Consider the following 24,436-nt stretch of genomic DNA (forward strand, 5'->3'; position numbering starts at 1 on the left):
AACCACCAGTGCCATCAAGTTAAATGGCTGGAGTCAGGGAATCCAATTGCCCTGTACTGTTGATGAATGCAGAGGTGAAAATTGACGGGCATCCGGGGAAGTTAATATCGCTTATTTGAAGACCATGAAATAAGGATTTTATATTTGCCAGGATGCAACAGACGTTCAGGCAACGGGAAGTGGAGATGGCCCCCTCTCTCAAAGCAGGAAGACCGTTGGGATACCATAGTAAGGTAACGAAAAATGAGCCTCTGACACATAAGTTATCAGCAGCTTCTATCACTACATTTAAACCATTCAAATGACTTTATTCTCGGACAGCCTCCTGTCTATCGATTTTTCAACCCATTTACAGCAGCCGATTTTTCAACCCATTTACAGCAGCCGAAACTTTTCCGTCTGCGTCTTGGCGCACCACGTGCTCTAACAATAACAAGCTATTCACAGCAGCCGAATCATTTTCGTCAGGGTTCACCCCGGCTACCGCTATCAACGCATTCACAGCCGCTCCACCTCTTTCATATACCGCCACTTCCAGGAGAGTCCTGACGTTTCGCATTGTCTCGTTAAAGACTGAGTCTTCTGGCTGGGTTGCCCTTTCCTTGAGAGGCGTTCTGCACACAGGACAGACGTCACCGTGCTTAAGCCAAGTCTCTAAACAGGATGTGTGATAAAGGTGGGCGCATTTGGTAACCGATACTTCTTTTCCGGCAAAATCTGAATAACAAATAATACAACCGTCGTCTTTCTGATACTCAGTAGTGGGCTGATAATATCGGCAGGAAGCGTTTGAGGTTCCGTTCATAATATTCTCATCTACTTGATTGATAGTAAATTATTTGATTTGCGTTATCTATTTTAGTTCTTTGTATTTTTTTGAGGTCATTAAATAGCCGTAACTGGAATTGCAATACCAATCATGATTGCTGACGCCCATGATGAGCATGAAGATTTGAGCCTCAAGACAAGGCTGCGTGAAAGCTAGGAGGCTGACCGAGAATAGCGCCCGTCTAGGCGACCCCGTATCGAGGATGACAGAAAATTGAGGATAAAAATTCGGTTTTGTGAGGTGAATAGCGGGGCTATTTGCCGAACAAAAGCGGATTTTTAGACCAATTTGCTGCCACCGCAGTAGGGAAGTCTATTCTTGGACAGGCTCCTAGGCCTCGTCAACAGCCTGAAGCAAACGCAGGACGTCAACCGTCTCCCTGACATCATGCACACGGATGATATGAGCACCTGCCTGTGCCGCCAGCATGGCTGCAGCGAGACTGCCCGGAAGCCGGTCTTCGGTATCCCGATCCAGGGTTGCCCCAATAAAGGACTTTCTGGACATACCCGCCAATACCGGCAGACCCGGTTCATGGAAGCGGCGAAAACCCTTCAGCATTTCAAGATCGTACACCGGCGTTTTACCAAACATACCGCCACCAAAGCCCGGGTCCAGGATCAAGCGCTCCCTGGCAATTCCGGCATTCTCGCAGCGCTCCACACAAGCCATCAAATACTGGCTGACCTCTTTAACCACATCACCATAGACCGGTACAAACCCGGGCTCAGGTTGATCAACAAGAGAGTGCATCAGAATAATGGGAACCGTCGTTTCCGCTGCTGCTTCCAGCGCCCCCTCACGGTGCAACGCCCGAACATCATTAATAATCCCCGCGCCCGCTTTTACCGCCTCTTTCATCACCAGAGGAGAGCTGGTATCAATGGAAATAATGACGTTGAAGCGCGACGCCAAACCTTCAATAACCGGCAGAACCCGCTCTAACTCCTGCTCCTGGGCTGGCGCACCGGAAGCACCGGGGCGTGTCGACTCGCCACCAATATCCAGAATATCCGCCCCGTCCTTGATCATCTGTTCAGCAACATTCAGCCAGTTATCAGCACAGCGGCTCCCTTGATAAAAAGAGTCCGGTGTAACGTTCAAAACCCCCATCACCCTGGGCCTGTTCAGATCCAGCATTTTCCCTGCACAGTTCAACTTGAATTCGTTGCTCATGAATACTCCTCAGATCCCGTTCAGTCATTTTTTCTGATGGCCACCCTGACCAATCACTCCCCCTGAAGCGGGTAAGTAGTTGGCCAAATGGAATCGTATATTTCTGGCTAAGTGGGCAGTTACTATGCAAGGCACAACGTAGGGAGCATAGCCGTAGCTATGTGACCGTAGTTGTAACGCCGCAGAGTGACTGCCCACTTAGTCAGAAAATACGATTTCATTTGGTTAACTACTTATACCAACCGTGGCCAAAAAACCGATAACCATGATTCATCGACAAATTGGCAGATACAAAAAAGGGCAGGATAAACCTGCCCTTCATCATCATAGACCTGACTGACGATCAGTGCTCCCCAGCTGGGCCACCAATCGAACCGCCTGAATCTTTTTTATCACCATCTTCCGCCTTTACTTCAGACTCATCAGCAGCAGCCTTTACACCGCTGTCATCGTTATCACCAGAATCCTTGGGAGGGCGAACTTCACGGCCAGCCATGATGTCATCAATCTGATCACTATCAATGGTTTCGTACTGAATCAGTGCCTCAGCCATTTGATCCAGCTTGTCGCGGTTATCGACGAGAATCTGGTTGGCGCGGGAGTAACATTCATCGACAACCCGACGAACTTCCTCATCAATGATCTTCGCCGTTTCACCGGAGACATTCATCCTGGAACCACCGCTGCCGTAGTTTTTACCCAGGAAAACCTCACCCTCATCCTCATCGTAAAGCAGTGGACCGAGCTTTTCAGACAGGCCCCACTTGGTCACCATGCTTCTGGCAATCTGGGTAGCACGCTGGATATCATTGGAGGCACCGGTGGTTACCCCATCTTTGCCCAACGTCATCTCTTCAGCGATACGGCCACCAAACAGTGAGCATATCTGGCTCAGCAGTGCCTGGCGGCTCTGGCTGTAGCGGTCCTCTTCAGGCAGGAACATGGTCACCCCAAGTGCCCGGCCTCGCGGGATAATACTCACTTTGTAGACTGGATCATGGTCCGGAACCAATCGGCCAACAATGGCATGACCGGCTTCGTGATAAGCCGTATTGCTCTTCTCCTTATCACTCATGACCATGGACTTGCGCTCAGCGCCCATCATGATTTTGTCTTTCGCCAGATCAAACTCTTTCTGGCCAACGGTGCGCTGGTTAGCCCGTGCCGCAAAGAGTGCCGCCTCGTTAACCAGGTTAGCCAGGTCGGCACCGGAGAATCCGGGAGTACCACGGGCAATAACCGAAGGCTGCACATTGTCAGAAACCGGAACCTTGCGCATATGCACTTTAAGGATCTGCTCACGACCACGGATATCCGGCAAGCCAACCACCACCTGACGATCAAAACGACCGGGACGCAATAACGCAGGGTCAAGAACATCAGGACGGTTGGTAGCGGCAATTACAATAATACCGTCGTTCGCTTCAAAACCGTCCATCTCAACCAGCAGTTGGTTGAGGGTCTGTTCACGTTCATCGTGACCACCGCCCATACCGGCACCACGATGACGACCGACCGCATCAATCTCGTCAATAAAGATAATGCAGGGGGCCTGCTTCTTGGCCTGCTCAAACATGTCACGGACACGGGAAGCACCAACACCCACGAACATTTCAACAAAGTCAGAACCGGAGATGGTAAAGAACGGAACCTTGGCCTCACCGGCAATCGCTTTGGCGATCAGGGTTTTACCGGTACCCGGCGGACCCACCATCAGAACGCCCCGGGGAATACGACCACCCAGACGCTGGAATTTACCGGGATCCTTCAGGAAGTCGACCAGCTCCTGAACATCTTCCTTGGCCTCTTCAACACCGGCTACATCGGCAAACGTGGTTTTGATCTGATCTTCAGACAGCAGGCGTGCCTTGCTTTTGCCAAAGCTCATCGGGCCACCCCGGCCTCCGCCGCCGCCCTGCATCTGACGCATGAAGAACATAAATACCGCAAGAATCACCAGAATCGGGAAGCTGGCCACCAATAGCTGTGTCCAGATACTCTGCTTTTCAATAGGCTTGGACTCAACCTGTACCTTGCCCAGCAGGAGTTCATCCATCAGTTTGTTGTCTGGCACCGTGGGCGGCAGATTGGTTTCAAAACGTTCACTGTTGTTTAACATGCCGGTGATGGTAAAACCATCAATGACAACCTTACTGACCTGGCGATTTTCTACCATGCTGATGAAGTCAGAATAGGCAACCTTTTGGGTAGACGACTGCATGCCATCAAAGTTTTTAAAGACGGTCAATAGCACCAAGGCGATTATGACCCAGAGAATCAGATTTTTTGCCATATCATTCAAGGGGCTAACCTCTCTTGAGCGTACTTAAGCCTCAGGTAATCGTTTATATTGAGCACGTTCCCCTGGCTCGCTGTGATTATGTATTAATGCTTATCTGCAACGATACACGATCAGCGGACGGTGTGACAGTGATTGTCTTCTATCATGCTGATTAATGCATCCTATTATTCAACGCCCGGTATTATCCCCTGAAGCCCGAGGCCAGCAGATATACTTCTCTTGAGCGCGCCCTGGAAGCCGTCGGCTTGCGAGTCTGCACTTTGTCAAAGCTGGTTTTCATATCTTTCAGACAGGCATCAAAGCCTTCACCCTGAAATACTTTAACCAGGAAAACACCTCCTTTACGCAATACCTGCCTGGACAGATCCAGTGCCAGTTCCACAAGGTACATGGCATTGGGCTGATCAACAGAGAGTGCTCCACTCATATTGGGGGCCATATCGGAAATTACAAGGTCTACCCGGTCCGAACCGATGGTTTCGAGTATTTGTTCCAGCACCGCGTCTTCTGTAAAGTCACCCTGAACAAAGTCAACCCCGGCGATGGGATCCATTGGCAGAATATCAGAAGCAACCACGCGCCCCTGATCACCCACTAACTCAACCGCTACCTGAGACCAGCCACCGGGTGCAGCACCCAGATCAACCACCCGGATACCCGGGCGAAAGAGTTTATCCTTCTCCTGAATTTCCAGAAGTTTATAACTGGCCCTGGATCGCCAACCATCTTTTTGCGACTGCTTTACATAGTGGTCATCAAAGTGCTCTTTTAACCAGCGACCACTACTTTTGGATCTCGCCATAATCTTTTTGCAAACTGCCTGTAAATTAAGCCTGAACGTTGCCTGAAAAATATTTGGTTAACTACTTAAAGTAAAAGTCATGGCGATAATATCTTATACAGCATGGCTGTGACAGCAGAAGACAATAAAAGATTAAGCGAATGATTAGGGGTTATTACGCACCACAAGCCAACACTTTCCACACACTTGCGCTGGTCAAACGCTTTGGCAAGTTTATTATTGTGGAGTCAGTAATCACCGACAGCCGTAACACCATCAGCATAATACGTATTGTTCAATCACTGCCGAAGAGACAGGTCACCACTTATACGGGCAGCCTCGAACAGCAGGCACACTTCCCTCAGCAGCCAGAAAGCGATAGCATGCGCCACCAGAAGCTTGAATATGCTGTCGAGTGACTTATATGCTGCCAGCCTGAGCCCCATTCCGCAGTCCACGGCGCTGGACATTAATTCGCTCTCTTCGACACCCAGTCAATGACCGTTAAGCGCTCCATGAACAGTACTTTTCTGTCCCCAACCTGCATTAACGAAAACTTCTCTGGAAAAATACGGTCATACCCATCATCAGATATCGTGTATGACGATTCGTTATTAAAGAAATTATCAGGAATAGCAAACATGAGCTTGAATGCAGCCAAAAAGAAGCATTTCCGTACCATCGGCCACAACCTGAACCCTGTCGTCATTGTGGCAGACAAGGGGCTGACAGATGGCGTGGTTGAAGAAACATTACGCGCACTGAATGACCATGAACTGATCAAAGTGAAATTCGCCATTGGCGACCGGGAAACCCGCCAGCAACTGGTTAGCGAACTGATCAGCGCCACAAACTCTGACCTCATTCAAACGATTGGCAAAATCGCACTGATTTTCAAAGCCGCCGACAAACCCAATCCGGCACTCTCAAACCTGCTGAGAGTCCAGGGCTAAACCGAACAGGCCACGATGGTGGCCTTTATCAACGATTGGCTGGCAAGCAATTATTGCCCTGCCACTTTCGCCGCCAGGATTGCCTGAAGCTTATAAATATTGGTTTTGCTGTTAAATTCCATCTGCATTGACTCTGGCTGGCCGGAAATCCATATTTTCAGTTCAGCATCCAGATCAAAATGGCCTACGGACTCCACGGTAAACATGGTGATCGACTTATAAGGTATTGAGCGATATTCAACCTTGCGTCCGGTAAGCCCCTGCTTGTCGATCAGAATCAACCGGTGATTGGTCAAAACCACCATATCCCGCACCAGCTTATAGGCCAGCTCTATGGACTCCGACGGATTAAGAATGGTTGCCAGATCCTCCATTGCTTCCGTATTGCTCATCTCACCTGCATTGCCCAGTAAGGCATCAAACAGACCCATAGCATTTCTCCTTAATTTTTCACAGGTTATCAGCAAGCATCATTTTTCGGGGATAAGTAGTTGGCCAAATGGAATCGTATATTTCTGGCTAAGTGGGCAGTTACTATGCAAGGCACAACGCAGGGAGCATAGCCGTAGCTATGTGACCGTAGTTGTAACGCCGCAGAGTGACTGCCCACTTAGTCAGAAAATACGATTTCATTTGGTTAACTACTTACCAATGATCATGTTCAATGCGTCGAGTCTACCTGATCTTATTCAGGATTCATCATCGCCAGCAGCACTTTGACAAAATCCTTCCTCTTGAGCTGGTAATCATTAACGAGCTGAGTTGTCGCCAGCCAGCCGTTAACCCTGTGCTCAAAATCATCACGGCACACATGGGTGGCCAATTTTATTTGAAGATTCCCAGTCAGTTCATGAAGGCGATGTTGTTCCTGTCGAAGCCGGTCAGTCCGGCAGTTTGGTGTTTCGGGTTCTTCCTCACAGCGCAGGGCGATAAACTGCCGGGCTTTATTCAGGGTAAGCAGTGAGCGTATCAGCAAGCCATAAATGCGCTCATGGGCGTTTTGAGGATCGTTAAAAAGAAGGGTTCGAGGTATGTCAAATACAGCCCCTTTTTGTAATTTCCTTGTCAGCGGATCAAGGTTCTCAACAAGGTATTCCAGCGCATCGTTCAATAATCTGGTTTCTTCAGTAAACGACAAACACCATACAGGCCTTTCAACACCAGGGACGTGAACGGCCAGTCGTGCTTCATTCGTATCAATGACTCTGGAGTCCACACTGACTTGCAGCCCCATCGTTTTGATCCCCAAATCACCGTATCTAAGATCAATATTGCAGGCCTGTGGCAATTTAATCGCCTGACACCCCGGGACCGGCCTGAAGGTGATGCTTTGTGTGATTTCTGAATCCTCATCGGTGTTCAGTGCCTGCAACTTCTCAAAGAGTATGGTGGCCGATTTTTCTGTCGTACAGATAATGTCAATATCATTAAATGCCGTGCAGAGGTTCTGCAAAAAACGGGCGTATGAACCAGTAATCAGAATGGGGGGATCGGCATAAGAGCGATTGACGTCCTGAATAATTTCCAGTGCTTTTAGCGTCAGCGCATCTAACCGCTGAGCTTGCTTGTCCTGGAAACCTGGTCCCCTTGTTTTTGCCCATTGCTTCCGGGCTTGAGCCACAATGGTGGAAAATAATGCCTGAGCAACCGATGCATTATCTGGTGCATTCCTGAACTCCTTAACCTGAGGAGGGGAAAGGTCTTCCTGGCCAGGATTGGTATCGGATACCTCTAACGGTTTTGCTACCCGGCCATAGTTGTCAATACCACTTCTGGGGATAACCGGCTGAAACAGCCGCTGATCAGATATATTGGCTTTGGAGCTGTATTGTTCAAACCAGCAGCGCAACGCATGGCGCTGCTTACTTCCTTCAGGGAAACTATTAAGGCACTCCAGCACCTGATCCTTATGGATTTGTCGTCCATCAATAGGCAGTCTCTTACTGTAGCAATGAGCCAGGAAGAAGAAATGCAGGCGTAAATTCTGAAATGAGCGCCTCAGTGTATTGATGGATTGCAATACCTGTTTTGCTGATACGCTCTGATGATTCATTGGCAGCTCATGCTGCATCGCCATGAATTTCAGGATACATTGCACTCGATGCTGCTCATCGTCTTTGACCGATAAGTTGTTTAAGGTTTGACAGGCTTCTTGAAAAATGTCCTGAACCTCGCTGGCTTCATCATACGGCTGACATTGTTCCAGCCGTTGAATCAGAAACCTGGTTTGTCTTGAAGAATGATCCCCGGGCACTGTATTAAACGCTGCCAATACTCTCTGGTTATCCAAACAGGAGCCATGCACTATTCTTGCATTCAATGCCAGCTGGGAATAAAAAATAGCCCTTTCCAGCAGCCAACCACCACGGACATAGTCTTTAGCCACCTCATCCGGGTTGACCTGCTGGCCATTCAACAACATGCCCCTGAAGCAGCATTCTGCCTTGAAGCGCACAACCCCCAGCTTGCCTTCCGGACTGTCCGGGAACGCTTTAACCACCGTATCCGGTGTCACCGGCCGATCCTGTAACGGCACCCCCCTCAGGCAACATTCCGCTTTGAAGCGCCCTATCCCCAGTTTGCCTTCCGGACTCGTCGGAAAATCCTTGATCACCTCAGCCGCTGTGACCTGCTGGCCATTGAGCAACATACCCTTCAGGCAACATTCCGCTTTGAAACATGCCAGCGCCAGTTTTGCCCTGATTGCCTGAAAACCCTTAACCACCTCATTCGGTGTAACCTGCTGACCATTCAGTGCGATGCTCCTCAGGCAACACTGCGCTTTGAAGTGTGCTATCGCCAGTTTACTGTCCGAACACTTCGGTAAATCCTTAACCACCATATCCGGTTTGATCTGCCGGCCATTCAACGCCAGGCCCCGCAGGCAACACTCCATTTTGAATTGCGCTACACCCAGTTTGCCTTCCGGGCTTGCCGGAAAATCATTAACCACCGCAGCCGCTGTAACCTGCCGGCCATTCAGCAACATACCCCTCAGGCAACATTCCGCTTTGAAACGGGCAAGCCCCAGTGCTGCCCTGGCTGCCCGATACTCCTTAACCACCTCATCCGGTGTAACCTGTTGACCATTCAACAGCTTCCCCCTAAAGCAACATTGTCCCTTAAACTGCGCCAGATCAAGTGTCGCTTTAACGGCCTGATAATCCCTGACCACCGCTTCCGGTATAACCCGTTGGCCATTCAACGGCACCCCCCTCAGGCAACATTGCGCTTTGAAACGTGCCAGCGGCAGTGTCGCGTTAATGGCCAGATAATCCTTAACCACCGCATCCGGCGTGACCTGCAGGCCATTCAATAGCAGCCCCCGCTGGCAACATTCTGCTTTGAAGCGTGCCAGCTCCAGTGGGGCTTCGGCGGCCTGATAATCCTTTGCCACCGTTTCCGGTGCCACCTGCTGGCCATGCAATAGCAAGCTCCTCAGACAACATTCCGCTTTGAAGCGTGCCAGCGCCAGTGGCGCCCCGACTGCCTGATAATCCTTAACCACCTCATCTGCTGTGACATGCTGGCCATGCAATGGCAAGTTGTTCAGGCAACATTCAGCTTTAAAGCGCGCTATACCCAGTTTGCCTACCGGACTATCCGGGAAATACTTAACCACTTCATCCGGTGTCACCTGCTGACCATTCAGCAGCCAGCCCCTCAAACAACATTCTTCGGTAAAGCGCGCTATCCCCAGCTTACCTTCCGGACTATCCGGGTAATCCTTAACCACTTCCTCCGGTGTGATCTGCCGACCATTCAACGGCAGGCACTTCAGGCAACATTCCGCTTTAAAACGGGCTATCCCCAGTTTGCCTCCCGGACTATCCGGGAAATCCTTAACCACCTCATCCGGTGTAACCTGTCGGCCATTCAACAGCAGATACCTAAGGCAACATTCCGACTTGAAGCGCGCCAGCTCCAGTGTTGCCCCGATGGCGTGATAAGCCATGACCACCGAATCCGGAGTGACCGGATGACCATTCAAGTACAGGCCCATCAAACAACATTCCGCCATGAAGCGTGCTATCGCTAATTTGAACTTATGATTTCGATCTGGCTGTCGGGAGAACTCTTCAATGACCTGAATCGGGGTAACGACTCTATTGCCATGCAGAATGTTCTGTAAGCACAGTTTTTGCAGGAAAAAGCCGCTTCTGATAGAAGATGTATCATGTCCATAGGCTGTAAGCACATCAGCCGAAGTGATTTGACGTCCTTGTAATGGTTTTTGTTCCCAAAAAGCATCCTCAACACACTTGCCATTATACAGAGCGGTGCCTGTGACTCTTTGGGAACTAAGGTTTGAGACACTTTTACCGTAAAATGCACTTACGGAAGGGTCAGAAACCCTGCTTGAACAGGCCTGTTGATCAACCCAGCAAGCAGGCTTTGAGTGGGCGATTAATGCTGCTTTCAGAATAAAATCCTGCACTCATCAATAACGCCGTTCGACCTTAAAACAATGATTAAGTTCCATTCAAAAGGTGCCAGGCCGAGAGATAAACCTCAAACCGAAAGGCAGGTGCAAGTGGTAGGATCACGGTCAGATCCGGGTAACTGACACTAAAAAACAGAAAAATCTGCCGCGAACTTTTTATGCAAGTAATCCTTGTAGACTGCAATATTTTCCTCTGACTCCAAAAGTGCTGTCACTTTATACTTCAGATCATTTTGAGAACCTTGAAGTTCATGCTGGTATTGAACGGGAGAGAAGTTCACCAGGCGACTCTCCGCTAATTTTTTAACGGTCAGCGAATCCAGTTTCTGCCCTATTAATGGATTTAAAACCTCAGCATAAGCAGATCGCAGCAAAGCAATATGCTTCATTTTGGTTGCCGATGGCGAATCAATATCCTGACGAATAAGTTTCTCTCCAACGACACTTTCACACACAAATTCAGCAAACCAGGTGACAGTGTCCTGCGCCCCTCTGGTATATGCGTCCGGCCTGGTGAGAATAGACAAAAACTCATTCTCTAAAGCATCAAAATTTGCCACAGGTCCTTTAGCTGCGAGCATAGCCAGCAAACTCCTTGCCGCACTGGCTTCATCCATTTTTTCCAAATCCGCCATATAAACTGCCAGTTGTTTGCTTTTACCGGGGTCACCTTCCCTGCCATCTTGAAAATAATGAGAGAGGTAAGATTTCTTAAACTTTGCCACATTTTCTGACGTGAACTGATATTTTGAAATTCCGGGAGTGGAGGCCAGCAGTGATTCAGCCCAGCCATTGTCTGCTGTTAAAGCATCTGTGACCTGAACCCGTGTAGCAAAACCTTTGGTTAAAAAATCGCACGCCTGCCGCTTACTTTCTTCGTTACCTTTTAACATCTTTTCTGCCAGCGCTTTAGCCTGGGATGAAACTGCCTCCAAATGAATTAGTTGAGTCTTCGTGAAATCAGACTGCCGACGGGGATATAAGGAAAAAGGCCTTAAATTGGACTTATGGGTATAGGTGGCTCCAATATTGCAAAAAATAAATATTCCAATCTCTTCCAGTAATCTGATCTGCTCAGAATTGGATAGCTGGGTTTCTATAATACCAGGCAATATCGTACAAAAATCAGCTTTATCTATATCACCCCGATTACTTGCTACCTTTTTCAACCTATCCAAAGGTGCCTTTAGATTTTTAGACAGCTTACTCGAAAGTTCCTTTACTTTCGTCTCTTGAGAAGCTTTCTCAGCCAGCAGTTTTTGCTCATTGATTTCAAATTCTTCCAATTTAGACGTTGCAAGCTTTTGATCATTTTCCACTTTTCTCAGCTTTAGTTTATATTGAGAATTTCTATTTTGTGCCTCTGTGAGTGCCTGCTCAGCCTCTATACGCGCTGCCTCCGCCTCGTTACGCGCTATATCCACCTCCCGATTCTGCTCCTCTGCCTTGGCAACCTCTTCTATCAACGTCTCCAATTCTTTTTCTTGATTGAAAAGGACTCCTTTCATCTTTTTTACTTCTTCTGTCTGCGCTTCCAGTATACGAGATTTCAGCTCGACATCACTTTGCGCACTTTTTGCCACAGCTTTATAATGAGCAGTTTGTTTTTCCAGCGATTCGGTTTCTTGCTGCTGTTTTTCAAACTTCAGCTGTTGTACCTGCATTAACTTTTCCAATTTCTGGTTCTGCTCTTCTTTCATCTTATCGATTGCAATCTGCTGCACTTCCAATTTCATCTGCATTTCATATTCTTTCGCAGCACCTTCTTCTTTTAGTTGTTTGAATTTCTGTTCTGTTATACCCTGTCTTTTAACTAAACTACGGCTTTGTTCTATCAACGTTAGTTCCTTTTTCAAACTTTCAACGCTATCTTTGGCCAACTTCAATTGACTAGCAGCTTCTTCAATGATTTTGTATCCACTGGAAAAAGCGGTCATTTTCCCCAGGCATTCGTCTAAGTCGGGACGAGAGGCGCTGTTTGTCGAAACCATCTGAGTTAAGAAACCTGACAGCTGCTGGACGAAATCATTACTGTCTATCCTGAGTTTTGGAAGAAATTTCGCCAGATTTAGTTTTAAGTCCTTACGCTGAACAGTCCGAGACTCGGCAACTTTATATTTACCAGGTTCATCAGAAAATAAATTCAACAAAATAATTCCAAGGGAAAACACCATCGACTTGGCTGTAATTTCTGATTTCTGGTGTTGGTCAGGCTCAATAAAAAACGGTGTCCCCACTAGATTCTGGGGCCTGGGCACTGATGGATCTTCAAGATCAAATACATGGGCATTGTCAATAAAAAAGATCTCTTTATTAACCTCATCATACATCATGTTGGACGGTTTAAGATCAGGATGAACTAACCCCCCAGCCACGAAAGTCTTAGCACAAATCAACATAGCCACAGCACAGTCAAACCTGTCTTTCAGTGGCCATTTTTGATCATCAAAATACTTCTGCAAACATTCTCCGGGAATGCGTAGTTGATCCAGATATTGGTAACCTTTAAATTTTCCAGCACCTAACGATCCGGGCTGAACCGAATGAAAATCCATTTCACTCCGGGCAACTTCAGTGTTTCTCTGGATCTTCATAATTCTGTTATATTGCTGCCCTTGAGGAACTCCCCAACATTTCTCTGACTTTCGGACCAAATGACTACTTTCATAGACTTTTCCAAAAGCACCTTTGCCTATATATGAACTGTTTTTATCGTGAACCTGGATAATGAAAGGTTTCTCTCCAGCCCTTTTAAAGCCAACTAGTCGATCAAAATAACTGAACTTCACTAAACAATGACAGGAGTGATCTGAGCTACTGTGATGACGTACTTTAAGCTGACCATATAATTCTTCAGCCATTCTGGCTTCCTGGGGGGACAATTCACGAATGAACTTAATCTCCTGGGCATTTCGTTGCTTGCCACCGACTGACTCCGTCTGACGCGGTGGGGTTGCAAAGGATGGAGGGTAAAGCATAACTCATTCCTGCAATTAAAAATTTGATTATGAAGATTTGATCATTAAAAGTTTAAATAGTTCTTTATCGTTGTTAATTAACCTGACAGAAAGTCAAATCAAAGTTCCATAAAGTGATTCGAGATACTAAATATTATTTTCCATTTGTTTTCACATAAATCACTAACCAATTGGTAAGCGTTTATAACATCCCGACTCATCTTCTGAAGTAGAATGGCCAATGGATAGAATATATTCGATGACAGTTGGTTAACTGATTATGAAGGGCAAGATGCTAAGAACACACAGAGAAACAGTAAAAGAACTTTATGGCAGGGTGAAAACAAAAAAGCCGGGATAACCCGGCTTTTTTCTGACTTATTCTTCGTCAGCGGACTCTACTGCTGCAACAGCAGGACGGTCCAGCAACTCGACATAAGCCATAGGCGCGTTGTCACCATGACGGAATCCGCACTTGATGATACGGATGTAACCGCCTGGACGCTCTTTGAAACGCGGGCCCAGATCAGTAAACAGTTTGCCTACCGCAGCCTTGTTACGGAGACGATCGAACGCCAGCCGACGGTTAGCAACGCTGTCTTCCTTAGCCAGGGTGATCAGCGGTTCAGCAACACGGCGCAGCTCTTTCGCTTTTGGCAGTGTTGTCTTGATTACTTCGTGCTCAACCAGGGAAGCAGCCATATTCTTGAACATCGCTTTGCGATGAGAACTGTTCCGGTTAAGCTTGCGGCCACTCTTACGATGACGCATGGCACAAACTTCCTCTTCTTACCAGGAACCGCTTCTGTTTCTGCAACAGTGGCGGCTCCTGGCTGCAATTAAGCAGAAACCTTATCGTCGCTCTTCAAACTGGCAGGTGGCCAGTTATCAAGACGCATACCCAAGCTCAGACCACGGGAGGCCAGAACATCCTTGATTTCAGTCAGGGACTTCTTACCCAGGTTCGGGGTCTTGAGCAACTCAACTTCAGTGCGCTGGATCAGGTCACCAATGTAGTAGATGTTCTCTGCCTTCAGGCAGTTAGCACTACGTACGGTCAGTTCGAGATCATCAACCGGACGGAGAAGAATCGGATCAACCTCGTCTTCTTCCTTCACAGGCTCTGGCTCGGACTCACCTTCCAGATCCACGAATACCGCCAGCTGCTGCTGCAGAATAGTAGCAGCACGACGGATGGCTTCATCAGGATCCAGAGTACCATTGGTTTCCAGATCGATAACCAGCTTGTCGAGGTCAGTACGCTGTTCTACACGAGCACTTTCTACGACATAGGAAACACGGTATACAGGGCTATAGGTGGCATCCAGCTGCAGACGGCCGATAGCGCGAGTTTCCTCTTCATCCTGACGACGGCTGTCGGCTGATTCATACCCACGACCACGAGCAACCTTCAGCTTCATGTTGAGCTTGCCCTTGTTATTCATGTGGGCAATAACATGATCAGGATTCACGATTTCAACATCATGATCCAGCTGGATGTCAGCAGCAGTGACGACACCCTCGCCTTTTTTGCTCAGAGTCAGAGTAACGCTGTCACGGCCAGTCATGCGAATAGCCAGGCCTTTGAGGTTGAGCAGGATTTCAATAACGTCTTCCTGAACACCTTCAATAGCACTGTATTCATGCTGCACGCCATCAATCTCTACCTCAGTCACGGCACAACCGGGCATTGAGGAAAGAAGAATGCGACGCAGGGCATTGCCTAAGGTATGCCCAAAACCACGTTCCAGCGGCTCCAGGGTGACCTTTGCCCGTGTCAGACTGATTTCCTCAACATCAATGTGTCGAGGAGTTAGAAATTCAGTAACCGAATTCTGCATGGATGTTACACCCCACCTAACTGTCTATCCCTTACTTGGAGTACAGCTCGACGATCAAGCTCTCGTTGATGTCGGCCGCCAGATCACTCCGCTCGGGCAGCGTCTTGAAGACACCTTCTTTTTTGCTGGCGTCCACTTCTACCCAGATGGAGAAACCACGTTGGGCAGCAAGTTCAAGCGCTGCATTGATGCGCAGCTGGTTCTTTGCCTTTTCACGGATAGCAACAACGTCACCAGGCTTAACCTGATAAGACGGGATGTTTACAGTCTTGCCATTAACCATGACAGCTTTGTGGCTGACCAGCTGGCGTGCTTCTGCACGGGTAGAACCGAATCCCATGCGGTAAACCACATTATCAAGGCGAGACTCCAGAAGTTGCAACAGGTTTGAACCGGTTGCACCCTTCAGACGGTCAGCTTCCTTGTAGTAGTTACGGAACTGCTTTTCCAGTACACCGTAGATACGACGAACTTTCTGCTTCTCACGAAGCTGAACACCGTAGTCGGAAAGACGACCACGACGCTGGCCATGCTGGCCAGGAGCATTTTCTGCCTTGCACTTTGACTCGAGCGCACGAACACCACTCTTCAGGAAGAGATCAGTGCCTTCACGACGAGACAGTTTGCACTTAGGACCTATATATCTAGCCATTTACCGGTCTCCTGCTTATACACGACGCTTCTTGGGCGGACGACAACCATTGTGTGGGATCGGGGTAACATCAGTGATGTTATTGATCTTGAAACCACAAGCGTTGAGCGCGCGTACAGCGGATTCACGGCCTGGACCAGGCCCTTTAACATTCACGTCCAAATTCTTCAGACCGAACTCAGCGGCGGCACGTCCGGCACGCTCAGCTGCAACCTGCGCAGCAAATGGCGTGCTCTTACGGGAACCACGGAAGCCGGAGCCACCTGCGGTTGCCCAGGAGAGTGCATTACCCTGGCGGTCGGTAATTGTCACGATAGTGTTGTTAAAAGAGGCGTGAATATGGGCGATGCCATCCACAACCGACTTTTTAACTTTCTTACGTGTACGAGTACCTGGCTTTGCCATATCAGAACAAATCCTGTATTTAAAAGTTCGTTAATCTCTGCAAAGAAAAGCATTTAATAGAAAAAAACTATACAAAGCGTTTCTTCAGAGAAATGCAACGATCTTATTTACGAATCGGTTTGCGCGGACCCTTACGAGTACGGGCATTGGTCTTCGAGCGCTGACCACGAACCGGCAGACTGCGACGGTGGCGAAGGCCACGGTAGCAACCCAGGTCCATCAGGCGCTTGATGTTCATGCTGATTTCGCGACGCAGGTCACCTTCTACGTTGAGTTTTGCAACTTCAGTACGCAGGGATTCCAGCTGATCTTCGCTCAATTCAGATACTTTGGCAGACGGGTTAACGCCAGTAGCAGCACACAGCTGCTGAGCTGAAGTCTTACCGATACCAAAAATGTAGGTCAACGAGATAACGGCATGTTTGTTATCTGGAATGTTGACGCCAGCAATACGGGCCATTCAATCGTCTCCGTTATTACATTTAACCGTGTAACAGCTATTCAGTTGATCATTCCTGATTGCTCAGCAAAACCAAATTAAACTGAAACACGTCACCATATTGAAACGCCGGAAAGAACCATTGTTTCAGAAATGGCTGCTTTCATCCTGAAGAAAACACCTGGCCAACGGAGCAATCAAGCAAAGCTAAAACACTCACGCAGCAAAGGGCATTTCCAACAGGTCGAAAGGCGGAAATTGTAATCCCCCTTTCGATAAAACACAACCGCTCATGAACAATTTCATGAGCGGTTGGCTTTGCCTGAGGTCACATTAGACCAGAGTCCTGCTATCGCGAGAATCCGTAGATTCCCAACAATGATTAGCCCTGACGCTGTTTGTGACGCGGCTCCTGACAGATCACACGTACATTACCCTTACGCTTGATGATCTTGCAGTTGCGGCAGATTTTTTTAACCGACGCGCGTACTTTCATAACTAACTCCACAACCGTTGCAGAACTATTCTCAATGAGAGTGGCTTAGCGGATCAGACCGCCAGAGCCATAGCCCTTAAGATTGGATTTCTTCAGCAGCGACTCATACTGATGCGACATGAGATGCGACTGCACCTGAGCCATGGTGTCCATCACCACGACCACCACGATCAACAGGCTGGTACCTCCCAGATAGAACGGCACATTGGCCGACACTACCAGGAACTGAGGCAACAGACACACTGCTGTCATATAGAGAGCACCGAACATGGTCAGGCGAGTCAGGACACCATCAATATAACGTGCAGACTGCTCGCCCGGACGAATACCGGGGATGAATGCACCAGACTTCTTCAGGTTATCTGCCACGTCTTTTGGATTAAAGACCAGGGCAGTGTAGAAGAAGCAGAAGAAGATGATGCCTGCCGAGAACAGTATGATGTTCAGTGGCTGACCCGGACCCAGCGCCAGAGCAATGTCCTGTAGCCATCCCATGCCTTCACCCTGGCCGAACCACTGCGCAATGGACGCAGGGAACAGCAGCAGGCTGGAAGCGAAAATAGCTGGAATAACACCGGCCATATTCACCTTCAATGGCAGATGGCTGCTCTGGGCCGCAAACACCTTGCGCCCTTGTTGACGCTTGGCGTAGTTTACGGTTATCCGGCGCTGACCCCGTTCGATAAAGACCACAAATGCGATGATCGCAATTGCCAGAAGGGCAACGGCGAGCAACATCAGGATGTTGATATCACCCTGACGTGCGGACTCGAAAGACCGCACAATCGCACTTGGAAGACCAGCGACAATACCTGCAAAAATGAGAATCGAAATACCATTGCCGATTCCCCGTTCAGTCACCTGTTCGCCCAGCCACATCATAAAGACGGCACCGGTGACGAACGTGACCACAGCGACAATATAGAAGCTGAGGTCAGTGCTGAAGGCAACACCCTGATTGGCCAGACCGACAGTCATGCCAGTACCCTGGACCAGGGCAAGGGCAACGGTCAGGTAGCGGGTGTACTGGCTGATCTTGCGACGTCCGGACTCACCTTCCTTCTTGAGCTGCTCCAACTGCGGACTCACCACGCTCATCAACTGAACGATAATGGACGCCGAAATATAAGGCATGATACCCAGGGCCAGTACCGACATTCTCTCCAGCGCACCGCCAGAGAACATGTTGAACAGACCCAGAATGGTGCCTTCATTTTGTTGAAACATCCGAGCCAGCGCATCAGGGTTGATGCCCGGCACAGGGATGTGCGCACCGATCCTGTAAACCAGGATCGCCAGAAACACGAACTTAACGCGAGACCAGAGCTCGTTTAAGCCGCTTTGATTCCCAACAGGTAATGTCTTAGCCATTTAGTCCTCGATCTTACCACCGGCAGCTTCAATCGCAGCACGGGCGCCTTTGGTAACAGCCAGACCTTTGATGGTGACTGCTTTAGCCAATTCGCCAGACAGTACCACTTTGGCGCGCTGGATGCTACCGCTGACCAGGTCAGCTGCTTTCAGCGCTGCCAGATCGATCACGTCAGCTTCGACCTTGTTCAGTTCGTGCAGACGAATCTCAGCAGTAAAACGCGCTTTGCGTGAAGTAAAGCCAAACTTTGGCAGACGACGCTGCAGTGGCTGCTGACCGCCTTCGAAACCTGGCTTGACAGAACCACCGGAACGGGACTTCTGTCCCTTGTGGCCACGACCACAGGTCTTGCCCAGGCCGGAGCCAATGCCACGACCTACGCGCTTACCCTCTTTGCGGCTACCTTCAGCCGGGCTCAGAGTATTCAAACGCATGTTATTCTCCTTCTACCCGGACAAGGTAGGCTACCTTGTTGATCATGCCACGAACTGAAGGAGTGTCTTCCACTTCAACAGTGTGGTTGATACGACGCAGGCCCAGACCCCGTACGCAAGCCTTGTGGCTTTCGAGGCGACCGTTAGTGCTCTTCACGAGCGTCACTTTGATCATCTTCTCAGCCATGACTTACCCCAGGATATCCTCAACAGACTTGCCACGCTTGGCAGCAACGCCTTCAGGAGAACGCATGTCGCGCAGACCGTTAAAAGTAGCACGAACCACGTTCACCGGATTGGTAGAACCGTAGCACTTGGCCAGTACGTTGTGTACGCCAGCCACTTCAAGAACGGCACGCATTGCACCACCGGCGATAACACCGGTACCAGCAGATGCTGGCTGCATGTAAACCTTGGAAGCACCGTGACGGGCTTTAACCGGGTACTGCAGGGTGTCACCGTTCAGGTCAACATGAATCATGTTGCGACGGGCAGCTTCCATAGCTTTCTGGATAGCGATTGGCACTTCACGGGCTTTACCGCGACCAAAACCAACCTTACCCTTGCCATCACCAACGACTGTCAGCGCTGTGAAGCCGAAGATACGACCACCTTTCACCACTTTGGCGACACGGTTAACCTGTACCAGCTTCTCAATCAAGCCTTCGTCGTTGTTAGGCTTACGCTCATCTCTTTCTCTTGCCATGACGTTCTACCCTTAGAATTCCAGTCCGCCTTCACGGGCTGCATCGGCAAGCGCCTTGACACGACCGTGATATTTGAAACCAGAGCGGTCAAACGCCACCTTGGTCACACCCGCCGCCTTGGCACGCTCAGCAACCAGGGCACCAACTTTCTTGGCCGCTTCTACGTTACCGGTAGCGTCGCCACGCAGTTCTTTTTCAACAGTGGAGGCAGATGCCAGCACTTTGTCGCCGTCAGCGGCGATAACCTGCGCATAGATGTGGCGAGGCGTACGATGGATGCTCAGACGAATGGCACCCAGCTCACGCATCTTAACCCTTGCACGAAGGGCACGACGCAGGCGAGAAGATTTCTTGTCCATCATGATCTCACCCTACCTTACTTTTTCTTGGCTTCTTTGCGACGAACGCGTTCGTCAGCATAGCGAACACCCTTGCCTTTATAAGGCTCAGGACGACGGAATTCACGAATTTCCGCAGCAACCTGTCCAACCAGCTGCTTGTCGATACCGCGAACCAGAATTTCAGTCTGGGTCGGAGTTTCACAAGTCACGCCTTGTGGCAGTTCGTATTCAACCGGATGGGAGAAGCCCAGGTTCAAAGTCAGGCTATTACCTTTGGCCGCTGCACGATAACCAACACCAACCAGCTGCAGCTTCTTCTCGAAGCCAGCGGTAACGCCGGTTACCATGTTGTTAACCAGGGCACGGGTAGTGCCGGCCAGAGCACGGGAGTGCTTGGCACCATCACGTGGAGCAAACGTCAGAACGTTTTCTTCCTGTCCAACTTCGACATTGTTGTGAACAATAAGTTCCAGTTGACCCTTGGAACCTTTGATCACCAGGATCTGGCCATTGCGCTTGATCTCTACACCAGCAGGGACAGCAACAGGGCTTTTGGCTACTCGAGACATAATACCCCTCCCTTAGAACACAGTGCAGAGAATTTCGCCACCAACACCGGCTGCACGGGCAGCGCGATCGGTCATAACACCTTTGTTGGTGGAAACGATAGCGATACCCAGACCGCCGTTCACTTTAGGCAGCGCTTCCTTGCCAGCGTAAGAACGCAGGCCAGGACGACTGGTACGCTTCAGGCTTTCAATAACTGGCTTGCCTTCGAAATACTTCAGCTCGATGGCCAGTTCAGCCTTGGCTTCGCCAGCGACTTTGTAGTCAGCGATGAAACCTTCGTCTTTCAAAACCCGGGCTACAGCAACCTTGATTTTGGAGGACGGCATGGTGACAGAGGCGTGCTCTGCCATCTGGGCATTACGGATACGAGTTAGCATATCTGCTAACGGGTCCTGCATACTCATTATCTATATCTCCCGAAGATGAAATGCGCTTACCAGCTGGCTTTAACCAGACCTGGAACATCACCACGCATCGCTGCTTCACGCAGCTTGATACGGCTCAGGCCGAATTTGCGCAGTACGCCGTGTGGACGGCCAGTGATGCGGCAGCGGTTACGCAGACGCGCCTTGCTGGCATTGCGAGGCTGCTTCTGCAGAGCCACCAGGGCATCCCAACGCTCATCTTCAGTGCTGTTAGGATTGTTAATCACAGCTTTCAGCTGTGCACGCTTTTCAGCATACTTGGCAACGGTGCGCTGACGCTTCAGTTCCCGCTGCTTCATGGATACTTTTGCCATAAAACTCGTACCTGTATCAGTTACGGAATGGGAAGTTGAAAGCCTTCAGCAGAGCACGGCCTTCTTCGTCATTCTTGGCGGTAGTGGTCAGAGTGATGTCCAGACCGCGCAGAGTGTCGATTTTGTCGTAATCAACTTCAGGGAAGATGATCTGCTCTTTAACACCCATGCTGTAGTTACCACGGCCGTCGAAAGACTTGGGGCTCAGACCACGGAAGTCACGGACACGTGGCAGAGCGATGTCAACCAGACGCTCCAGGAACTCATACATGCGCTCACGACGCAGAGTCACCTTAACTCCGATTGGCCAGCCTTCACGGACTTTAAAGCCAGCAACGGATTTGCGGGCCTTGGTCACGACAGCTTTCTGACCGGCGATTTTTTCCAGGTCAGCAACCGCGTGCTCGATGACTTTCTTGTCACCAATCGCTTCACCAACACCCATGTTCAGGGTGATTTTGGTGATGCGTGGCACTTCATGAACGTTTTTCACACCCAGCTCTTCTTTGAGCATGGGCAGAATTTCTTCACGATATTTGGTTTTAAAATTTGCCATCACTCTCCCCTTACGCGTCAACAGGCTTGCCGTTAGACTTGAATACGCGCTGCTTTTTGCCATCTTCGATAGCAAAGCCAACACGATCAGCCTTGTTGGTTTCAGGGTTCAGAATCGCAACGTTAGAAGCTTCGATAGCCGCTTCTTTTTCTACGATTCCACCAGGAGTGCCCAGCATCGGGTTAGGCTTCTGATGTTTCTTGATCATATTGATGCCAGAAACAACCAGCTTACCATCAGCACGAACGGTCTGCACTTTACCGCGCTTACCTTTGTCCTTGCCGGCAATTACGATGACTTCGTCATCACGACGGATCTTTTTCATTACCTGCTCCCGTTACAGTACTTCTGGGGCCAGTGAGATGATCTTCATGAACTGCTCACCGCGCAGCTCACGAGTCACTGGTCCAAAGATACGGGTACCGATTGGCTGCAGGTTGGCGTTCAGAAGAACGGCTGCATTGCCATCGAATTTGATCAGGGAACCGTCTGGACGACGAACACCTTTTTTGGTACGCACGACAACAGCGTTCATCACCTGGCCTTTTTTGACCTTACCGCGGGGAATCGCTTCCTTCACGGATACTTTGATGATGTCGCCAATGCCAGCGTAGCGGCGGTGGGATCCACCCAGCACCTTGATACACTGAACTCGACGGGCGCCGCTGTTATCAGCGACTTCGAGTTGACTTTCTGTCTGGATCATTGCTTATTCTCCAAGCCCAAACTGCAGACGGGTACTCGCCGGCTTGCACAAAAACAACCGTTCCGACAGATCGTTTAAAAGCCTGTCGGAACGGCCATTAGTCACTCAAGCCCAAAGCACCGTAGCCTTAGATCTGAGTAGCACGCTCGTCAATGGATACAAGCGTAAACGTCTTGCTCTTTGACAGAGGACGCGTCTCTTTGATGGTAACAACGTCACCCATACGGCAGTCGTTGTTTTCATCATGAGCGTGCAACTTGGTGGACCGCTTCACGATTTTACCCAGAAGCGGATGTTTTACCCGGCGCTCGATGAGCACAGTGATGGTTTTATCCATCTTGTCGCTCACGACCTTACCGGACAGTGTACGGATCTTTTTTTGACCAACCAGTTCTTCAGCCATCTTATGCTCCTGCCTTTTGGTTCAGGATGGTTTTCACACGAGCGATGTCGCGCTTAACCTGCTTCAGCAGATGGCTCTGACCCAGCTGGCCAGTAGCTTTCTGCATACGGAAGTTAAACTGATCCCGCAGCAGAGAGAGCAGCTCAGTATTGAGCTCCTCTACAGACTTTTCACGCAGTTCAGCAGCTTTCATCACATTACGCTCCGCTTAACGAAGGCAGTTTCCAGCGGCAGCTTGGCTGCTGCAAGAGCAAAGGCTTCACGAGCCAGCTCTTCGGACACACCTTCCATCTCATAGAGAACGCGGCCTGGTTGAATCTGGCACACCCAGTATTCCACGTTACCCTTACCTTTACCCTGACGCACCTCAAGAGGCTTACCGGTGATCGGCTTGTCAGGGAAGACGCGGATCCAGATTTTACCGCCACGTTTAATGTGACGGGTCATGGCACGACGAGCCGCCTCAATCTGGCGAGCTGTTATACGTCCACGACCGATTGCTTTCAATGCGTATTCGCCGAAGCTAACCTTGGAGCCGCGGAGTGCCAGACCACGATTGCGGCCTTTTTGCTGCTTACGAAATTTCGTACGCTTAGGCTGTAACATTTCCGCGCTCCTTAACTCTTAGCCTGACGCTTCTTAGGGCGACGAGCTGGCTGTTCTTTATCTTTGGAAGGCTCAACAGTAGGCGCCATGCCACCGATAACCTCACCCTTAAAGATCCAGACCTTGACACCCAGAATACCGTAAGTGGTCAGTGCTTCATAATGTGCATAATCGATGTCAGCACGCAGGGTGTGCAGTGGCACACGACCTTCGCGGTACCATTCAGTACGCGCGATTTCAGCACCGCCAAGACGGCCACTCAGTTGCACCTTGATACCCTTGGCACCCAGACGCATGGCGTTCTGGACAGAGCGCTTCATGGCACGACGGAACATCACACGACGCTCCAGCTGGCCAGCGATGCTCTGAGCGACCAGCATGGCGTTCAGTTCAGGCTTGCGGATTTCTTCAATGTTGATGTGCACAGGCACGCCCATCATTTTGGACACTGCCTGGCGCAGCTTCTCAACGTCTTCACCCTTCTTGCCAATCACGATACCCGGACGGGCAGTGTGAATGGTCACGCGGGCGCTTTGCGCTGGACGCTGGATTTCAACATGGCTTACAGAAGCGTTTTTCAGCTTCTCTTCAATGAAACTGCGCACCGCCAGGTCAGCATTCAGTTTGTCAGCGTAATCGCTGCCATCTGCAAACCAGACTGAACGGTGGGGCTTAACGATGCCCAGGCGAATTCCATTAGGATGTACTTTCTGACCCATCTGACCGC

30 protein-coding genes are annotated in these 24,436 nt (G+C 49.7%); 2 read left to right on the forward strand and 28 right to left on the reverse strand.

Annotated elements, in window-relative coordinates; all coding sequences use genetic code 11:
• Nucleotides 1-349: 349 nt before the first annotated feature.
• The 4 genes from CX664_RS10100 to rlmE all read right to left on the reverse strand — a co-directional run bounded on the left by CX664_RS10100 (nt 350) and on the right by rlmE (nt 5,109).
• A complete protein-coding gene (locus tag CX664_RS10100) occupies nt 350-805 on the reverse strand; it encodes an RING finger domain-containing protein (protein ID WP_101746615.1) in 456 nt (151 codons plus the stop codon).
• A gap of 354 nt (nt 806-1,159) precedes the next feature.
• Complete coding sequence (gene folP, locus CX664_RS10105) at nt 1,160-2,005, reverse strand: dihydropteroate synthase (RefSeq protein ID WP_101746616.1); 846 nt, start codon at nt 2,003-2,005, stop codon at nt 1,160-1,162.
• A gap of 343 nt (nt 2,006-2,348) precedes the next feature.
• On the reverse strand, nt 2,349-4,307 hold the full coding sequence (gene ftsH, locus CX664_RS10110) for an ATP-dependent zinc metalloprotease FtsH (protein WP_219622157.1): 1,959 nt from the start codon (nt 4,305-4,307) through the stop codon (nt 2,349-2,351).
• Nucleotides 4,308-4,488: 181 nt separating this feature from the next.
• Nucleotides 4,489-5,109 carry a 23S rRNA (uridine(2552)-2'-O)-methyltransferase RlmE gene (gene rlmE / locus CX664_RS10115; RefSeq protein WP_101746617.1) on the reverse strand — a complete coding sequence of 207 codons (621 nt, stop codon included), beginning with the start codon at nt 5,107-5,109 and terminating at the stop codon, nt 4,489-4,491.
• Between the two features lie 140 nt (nt 5,110-5,249).
• Here rlmE and CX664_RS10120 point away from each other — a divergent pair, with 140 nt between their 5' ends.
• Together CX664_RS10120 and CX664_RS10125 are read left to right on the forward strand one after the other, a co-directional pair.
• Entirely contained in the window at nt 5,250-5,507 is a 258-nt protein-coding gene (locus CX664_RS10120; RefSeq protein ID WP_101746618.1) for a hypothetical protein, read from the forward strand.
• Between the two features lie 222 nt (nt 5,508-5,729).
• Nucleotides 5,730-6,041 (forward strand): YhbY family RNA-binding protein, encoded by a 312-nt coding sequence (locus tag CX664_RS10125; protein WP_101746619.1) that lies wholly within the window; start codon nt 5,730-5,732, stop codon nt 6,039-6,041.
• Nucleotides 6,042-6,091: 50 nt separating this feature from the next.
• Here CX664_RS10125 and CX664_RS10130 read toward each other — a convergent pair whose 3' ends face one another.
• From CX664_RS10130 to rpsC, 24 genes are all read right to left on the reverse strand, one after another.
• Nucleotides 6,092-6,472, reverse strand: a complete 381-nt coding sequence (locus tag CX664_RS10130) for a PH domain-containing protein (protein WP_101746620.1) — start codon at nt 6,470-6,472, stop codon at nt 6,092-6,094.
• A gap of 254 nt (nt 6,473-6,726) precedes the next feature.
• Entirely contained in the window at nt 6,727-10,479 is a 3,753-nt protein-coding gene (locus CX664_RS10135; protein ID WP_101746621.1) for a hypothetical protein, read from the reverse strand.
• 131 nt (nt 10,480-10,610) lie between these two features.
• Entirely contained in the window at nt 10,611-13,463 is a 2,853-nt protein-coding gene (locus CX664_RS10140; protein WP_101746622.1) for a protein kinase domain-containing protein, read from the reverse strand.
• Between the two features lie 357 nt (nt 13,464-13,820).
• Entirely contained in the window at nt 13,821-14,213 is a 393-nt protein-coding gene (gene rplQ, locus CX664_RS10145) for a 50S ribosomal protein L17 (RefSeq protein WP_101746623.1), read from the reverse strand.
• A 68-nt stretch (nt 14,214-14,281) separates the two neighbouring features.
• On the reverse strand, nt 14,282-15,283 hold the full coding sequence (locus tag CX664_RS10150) for a DNA-directed RNA polymerase subunit alpha (RefSeq protein WP_101746624.1): 1,002 nt from the start codon (nt 15,281-15,283) through the stop codon (nt 14,282-14,284).
• Between the two features lie 31 nt (nt 15,284-15,314).
• Nucleotides 15,315-15,935: a 30S ribosomal protein S4 gene (gene rpsD / locus CX664_RS10155; RefSeq protein ID WP_101746625.1), complete on the reverse strand. Its 621-nt coding sequence runs from the start codon at nt 15,933-15,935 to the stop codon at nt 15,315-15,317.
• Nucleotides 15,936-15,950: 15 nt separating this feature from the next.
• Nucleotides 15,951-16,340, reverse strand: a complete 390-nt coding sequence (gene rpsK / locus CX664_RS10160; protein ID WP_020582394.1) for a 30S ribosomal protein S11 — start codon at nt 16,338-16,340, stop codon at nt 15,951-15,953.
• A 103-nt stretch (nt 16,341-16,443) separates the two neighbouring features.
• The gene (gene rpsM / locus CX664_RS10165) at nt 16,444-16,800 is read right to left on the reverse strand and encodes a 30S ribosomal protein S13 (RefSeq protein WP_101746626.1); all 357 of its coding nucleotides are present in this window, start codon (nt 16,798-16,800) and stop codon (nt 16,444-16,446) included.
• A gap of 361 nt (nt 16,801-17,161) precedes the next feature.
• The gene (rpmJ, locus tag CX664_RS10170; RefSeq protein WP_081622108.1) at nt 17,162-17,275 is read right to left on the reverse strand and encodes a 50S ribosomal protein L36; all 114 of its coding nucleotides are present in this window, start codon (nt 17,273-17,275) and stop codon (nt 17,162-17,164) included.
• 45 nt (nt 17,276-17,320) lie between these two features.
• The gene (secY, locus tag CX664_RS10175; RefSeq protein ID WP_101746627.1) at nt 17,321-18,646 is read right to left on the reverse strand and encodes a preprotein translocase subunit SecY; all 1,326 of its coding nucleotides are present in this window, start codon (nt 18,644-18,646) and stop codon (nt 17,321-17,323) included.
• The gene (gene rplO / locus CX664_RS10180) at nt 18,647-19,081 is read right to left on the reverse strand and encodes a 50S ribosomal protein L15 (RefSeq protein ID WP_101746628.1); all 435 of its coding nucleotides are present in this window, start codon (nt 19,079-19,081) and stop codon (nt 18,647-18,649) included.
• A 1-nt stretch (nt 19,082) separates the two neighbouring features.
• Nucleotides 19,083-19,268: a 50S ribosomal protein L30 gene (rpmD, locus tag CX664_RS10185; RefSeq protein WP_101746629.1), complete on the reverse strand. Its 186-nt coding sequence runs from the start codon at nt 19,266-19,268 to the stop codon at nt 19,083-19,085.
• A 3-nt stretch (nt 19,269-19,271) separates the two neighbouring features.
• On the reverse strand, nt 19,272-19,787 hold the full coding sequence (gene rpsE / locus CX664_RS10190; RefSeq protein ID WP_101746630.1) for a 30S ribosomal protein S5: 516 nt from the start codon (nt 19,785-19,787) through the stop codon (nt 19,272-19,274).
• A 12-nt stretch (nt 19,788-19,799) separates the two neighbouring features.
• A complete protein-coding gene (gene rplR, locus CX664_RS10195) occupies nt 19,800-20,150 on the reverse strand; it encodes a 50S ribosomal protein L18 (RefSeq protein ID WP_101746631.1) in 351 nt (116 codons plus the stop codon).
• Between the two features lie 14 nt (nt 20,151-20,164).
• Nucleotides 20,165-20,698 carry a 50S ribosomal protein L6 gene (gene rplF, locus CX664_RS10200; protein WP_101746632.1) on the reverse strand — a complete coding sequence of 178 codons (534 nt, stop codon included), beginning with the start codon at nt 20,696-20,698 and terminating at the stop codon, nt 20,165-20,167.
• Nucleotides 20,699-20,710: 12 nt separating this feature from the next.
• Complete coding sequence (gene rpsH, locus CX664_RS10205; protein ID WP_101746633.1) at nt 20,711-21,103, reverse strand: 30S ribosomal protein S8; 393 nt, start codon at nt 21,101-21,103, stop codon at nt 20,711-20,713.
• A 29-nt stretch (nt 21,104-21,132) separates the two neighbouring features.
• Nucleotides 21,133-21,438: a 30S ribosomal protein S14 gene (gene rpsN / locus CX664_RS10210; protein ID WP_101746634.1), complete on the reverse strand. Its 306-nt coding sequence runs from the start codon at nt 21,436-21,438 to the stop codon at nt 21,133-21,135.
• A 16-nt stretch (nt 21,439-21,454) separates the two neighbouring features.
• Entirely contained in the window at nt 21,455-21,994 is a 540-nt protein-coding gene (gene rplE / locus CX664_RS10215; protein ID WP_101746635.1) for a 50S ribosomal protein L5, read from the reverse strand.
• 10 nt (nt 21,995-22,004) lie between these two features.
• Nucleotides 22,005-22,319, reverse strand: a complete 315-nt coding sequence (rplX, locus tag CX664_RS10220) for a 50S ribosomal protein L24 (protein ID WP_101746636.1) — start codon at nt 22,317-22,319, stop codon at nt 22,005-22,007.
• 12 nt (nt 22,320-22,331) lie between these two features.
• Nucleotides 22,332-22,700: a 50S ribosomal protein L14 gene (gene rplN, locus CX664_RS10225; protein WP_066014875.1), complete on the reverse strand. Its 369-nt coding sequence runs from the start codon at nt 22,698-22,700 to the stop codon at nt 22,332-22,334.
• A 127-nt stretch (nt 22,701-22,827) separates the two neighbouring features.
• Nucleotides 22,828-23,103 carry a 30S ribosomal protein S17 gene (gene rpsQ / locus CX664_RS10230; RefSeq protein ID WP_101746637.1) on the reverse strand — a complete coding sequence of 92 codons (276 nt, stop codon included), beginning with the start codon at nt 23,101-23,103 and terminating at the stop codon, nt 22,828-22,830.
• Between the two features lies 1 nt (nt 23,104).
• On the reverse strand, nt 23,105-23,296 hold the full coding sequence (gene rpmC / locus CX664_RS10235) for a 50S ribosomal protein L29 (RefSeq protein ID WP_020582408.1): 192 nt from the start codon (nt 23,294-23,296) through the stop codon (nt 23,105-23,107).
• A complete protein-coding gene (rplP, locus tag CX664_RS10240) occupies nt 23,296-23,709 on the reverse strand; it encodes a 50S ribosomal protein L16 (RefSeq protein ID WP_020582409.1) in 414 nt (137 codons plus the stop codon). The genes rpmC and rplP overlap by 1 nt, the downstream gene beginning before the upstream one ends.
• Before the next feature lie 11 nt (nt 23,710-23,720).
• Nucleotides 23,721-24,428 carry a 30S ribosomal protein S3 gene (rpsC, locus tag CX664_RS10245; protein ID WP_101746638.1) on the reverse strand — a complete coding sequence of 236 codons (708 nt, stop codon included), beginning with the start codon at nt 24,426-24,428 and terminating at the stop codon, nt 23,721-23,723.
• Between the last annotated feature and the right edge of the window lie 8 nt (nt 24,429-24,436).

This window comes from Endozoicomonas acroporae, assembly GCF_002864045.1.
Lineage (GTDB): Bacteria > Pseudomonadota > Gammaproteobacteria > Pseudomonadales > Endozoicomonadaceae > Endozoicomonas > Endozoicomonas acroporae.

Excerpts from the sequence above, each read along its gene's own strand:
- CX664_RS10100 (WP_101746615.1), bottom strand. The coding sequence starts at position 805 with ATGAACGGAACCTCAAACGCTTCCTGCCGATATTATCAGCCCACTACT.
- folP (WP_101746616.1), bottom strand. The coding sequence starts at position 2,005 with ATGAGCAACGAATTCAAGTTGAACTGTGCAGGGAAAATGCTGGATCTG.
- rlmE (WP_101746617.1), bottom strand. The coding sequence starts at position 5,109 with ATGGCGAGATCCAAAAGTAGTGGTCGCTGGTTAAAAGAGCACTTTGAT.
- CX664_RS10120 (WP_101746618.1), top strand. The coding sequence starts at position 5,250 with ATGATTAGGGGTTATTACGCACCACAAGCCAACACTTTCCACACACTT.
- CX664_RS10125 (WP_101746619.1), top strand. The coding sequence starts at position 5,730 with ATGAGCTTGAATGCAGCCAAAAAGAAGCATTTCCGTACCATCGGCCAC.
- CX664_RS10130 (WP_101746620.1), bottom strand. The coding sequence starts at position 6,472 with ATGGGTCTGTTTGATGCCTTACTGGGCAATGCAGGTGAGATGAGCAAT.
- CX664_RS10140 (WP_101746622.1), bottom strand. The coding sequence starts at position 13,463 with ATGCTTTACCCTCCATCCTTTGCAACCCCACCGCGTCAGACGGAGTCA.
- rplQ (WP_101746623.1), bottom strand. The coding sequence starts at position 14,213 with ATGCGTCATCGTAAGAGTGGCCGCAAGCTTAACCGGAACAGTTCTCAT.
- CX664_RS10150 (WP_101746624.1), bottom strand. The coding sequence starts at position 15,283 with ATGCAGAATTCGGTTACTGAATTTCTAACTCCTCGACACATTGATGTT.
- rpsD (WP_101746625.1), bottom strand. The coding sequence starts at position 15,935 with ATGGCTAGATATATAGGTCCTAAGTGCAAACTGTCTCGTCGTGAAGGC.
- rpsK (WP_020582394.1), bottom strand. The coding sequence starts at position 16,340 with ATGGCAAAGCCAGGTACTCGTACACGTAAGAAAGTTAAAAAGTCGGTT.
- rpsM (WP_101746626.1), bottom strand. The coding sequence starts at position 16,800 with ATGGCCCGTATTGCTGGCGTCAACATTCCAGATAACAAACATGCCGTT.
- rpmJ (WP_081622108.1), bottom strand. The coding sequence starts at position 17,275 with ATGAAAGTACGCGCGTCGGTTAAAAAAATCTGCCGCAACTGCAAGATC.
- secY (WP_101746627.1), bottom strand. The coding sequence starts at position 18,646 with ATGGCTAAGACATTACCTGTTGGGAATCAAAGCGGCTTAAACGAGCTC.
- rplO (WP_101746628.1), bottom strand. The coding sequence starts at position 19,081 with ATGCGTTTGAATACTCTGAGCCCGGCTGAAGGTAGCCGCAAAGAGGGT.
- rpmD (WP_101746629.1), bottom strand. The coding sequence starts at position 19,268 with ATGGCTGAGAAGATGATCAAAGTGACGCTCGTGAAGAGCACTAACGGT.
- rpsE (WP_101746630.1), bottom strand. The coding sequence starts at position 19,787 with ATGGCAAGAGAAAGAGATGAGCGTAAGCCTAACAACGACGAAGGCTTG.
- rplR (WP_101746631.1), bottom strand. The coding sequence starts at position 20,150 with ATGATGGACAAGAAATCTTCTCGCCTGCGTCGTGCCCTTCGTGCAAGG.
- rplF (WP_101746632.1), bottom strand. The coding sequence starts at position 20,698 with ATGTCTCGAGTAGCCAAAAGCCCTGTTGCTGTCCCTGCTGGTGTAGAG.
- rpsH (WP_101746633.1), bottom strand. The coding sequence starts at position 21,103 with ATGAGTATGCAGGACCCGTTAGCAGATATGCTAACTCGTATCCGTAAT.
- rpsN (WP_101746634.1), bottom strand. The coding sequence starts at position 21,438 with ATGGCAAAAGTATCCATGAAGCAGCGGGAACTGAAGCGTCAGCGCACC.
- rplE (WP_101746635.1), bottom strand. The coding sequence starts at position 21,994 with ATGGCAAATTTTAAAACCAAATATCGTGAAGAAATTCTGCCCATGCTC.
- rplX (WP_101746636.1), bottom strand. The coding sequence starts at position 22,319 with ATGAAAAAGATCCGTCGTGATGACGAAGTCATCGTAATTGCCGGCAAG.
- rplN (WP_066014875.1), bottom strand. The coding sequence starts at position 22,700 with ATGATCCAGACAGAAAGTCAACTCGAAGTCGCTGATAACAGCGGCGCC.
- rpsQ (WP_101746637.1), bottom strand. The coding sequence starts at position 23,103 with ATGGCTGAAGAACTGGTTGGTCAAAAAAAGATCCGTACACTGTCCGGT.
- rpmC (WP_020582408.1), bottom strand. The coding sequence starts at position 23,296 with ATGAAAGCTGCTGAACTGCGTGAAAAGTCTGTAGAGGAGCTCAATACT.
- rplP (WP_020582409.1), bottom strand. The coding sequence starts at position 23,709 with ATGTTACAGCCTAAGCGTACGAAATTTCGTAAGCAGCAAAAAGGCCGC.
- rpsC (WP_101746638.1), bottom strand. The coding sequence starts at position 24,428 with ATGGGTCAGAAAGTACATCCTAATGGAATTCGCCTGGGCATCGTTAAG.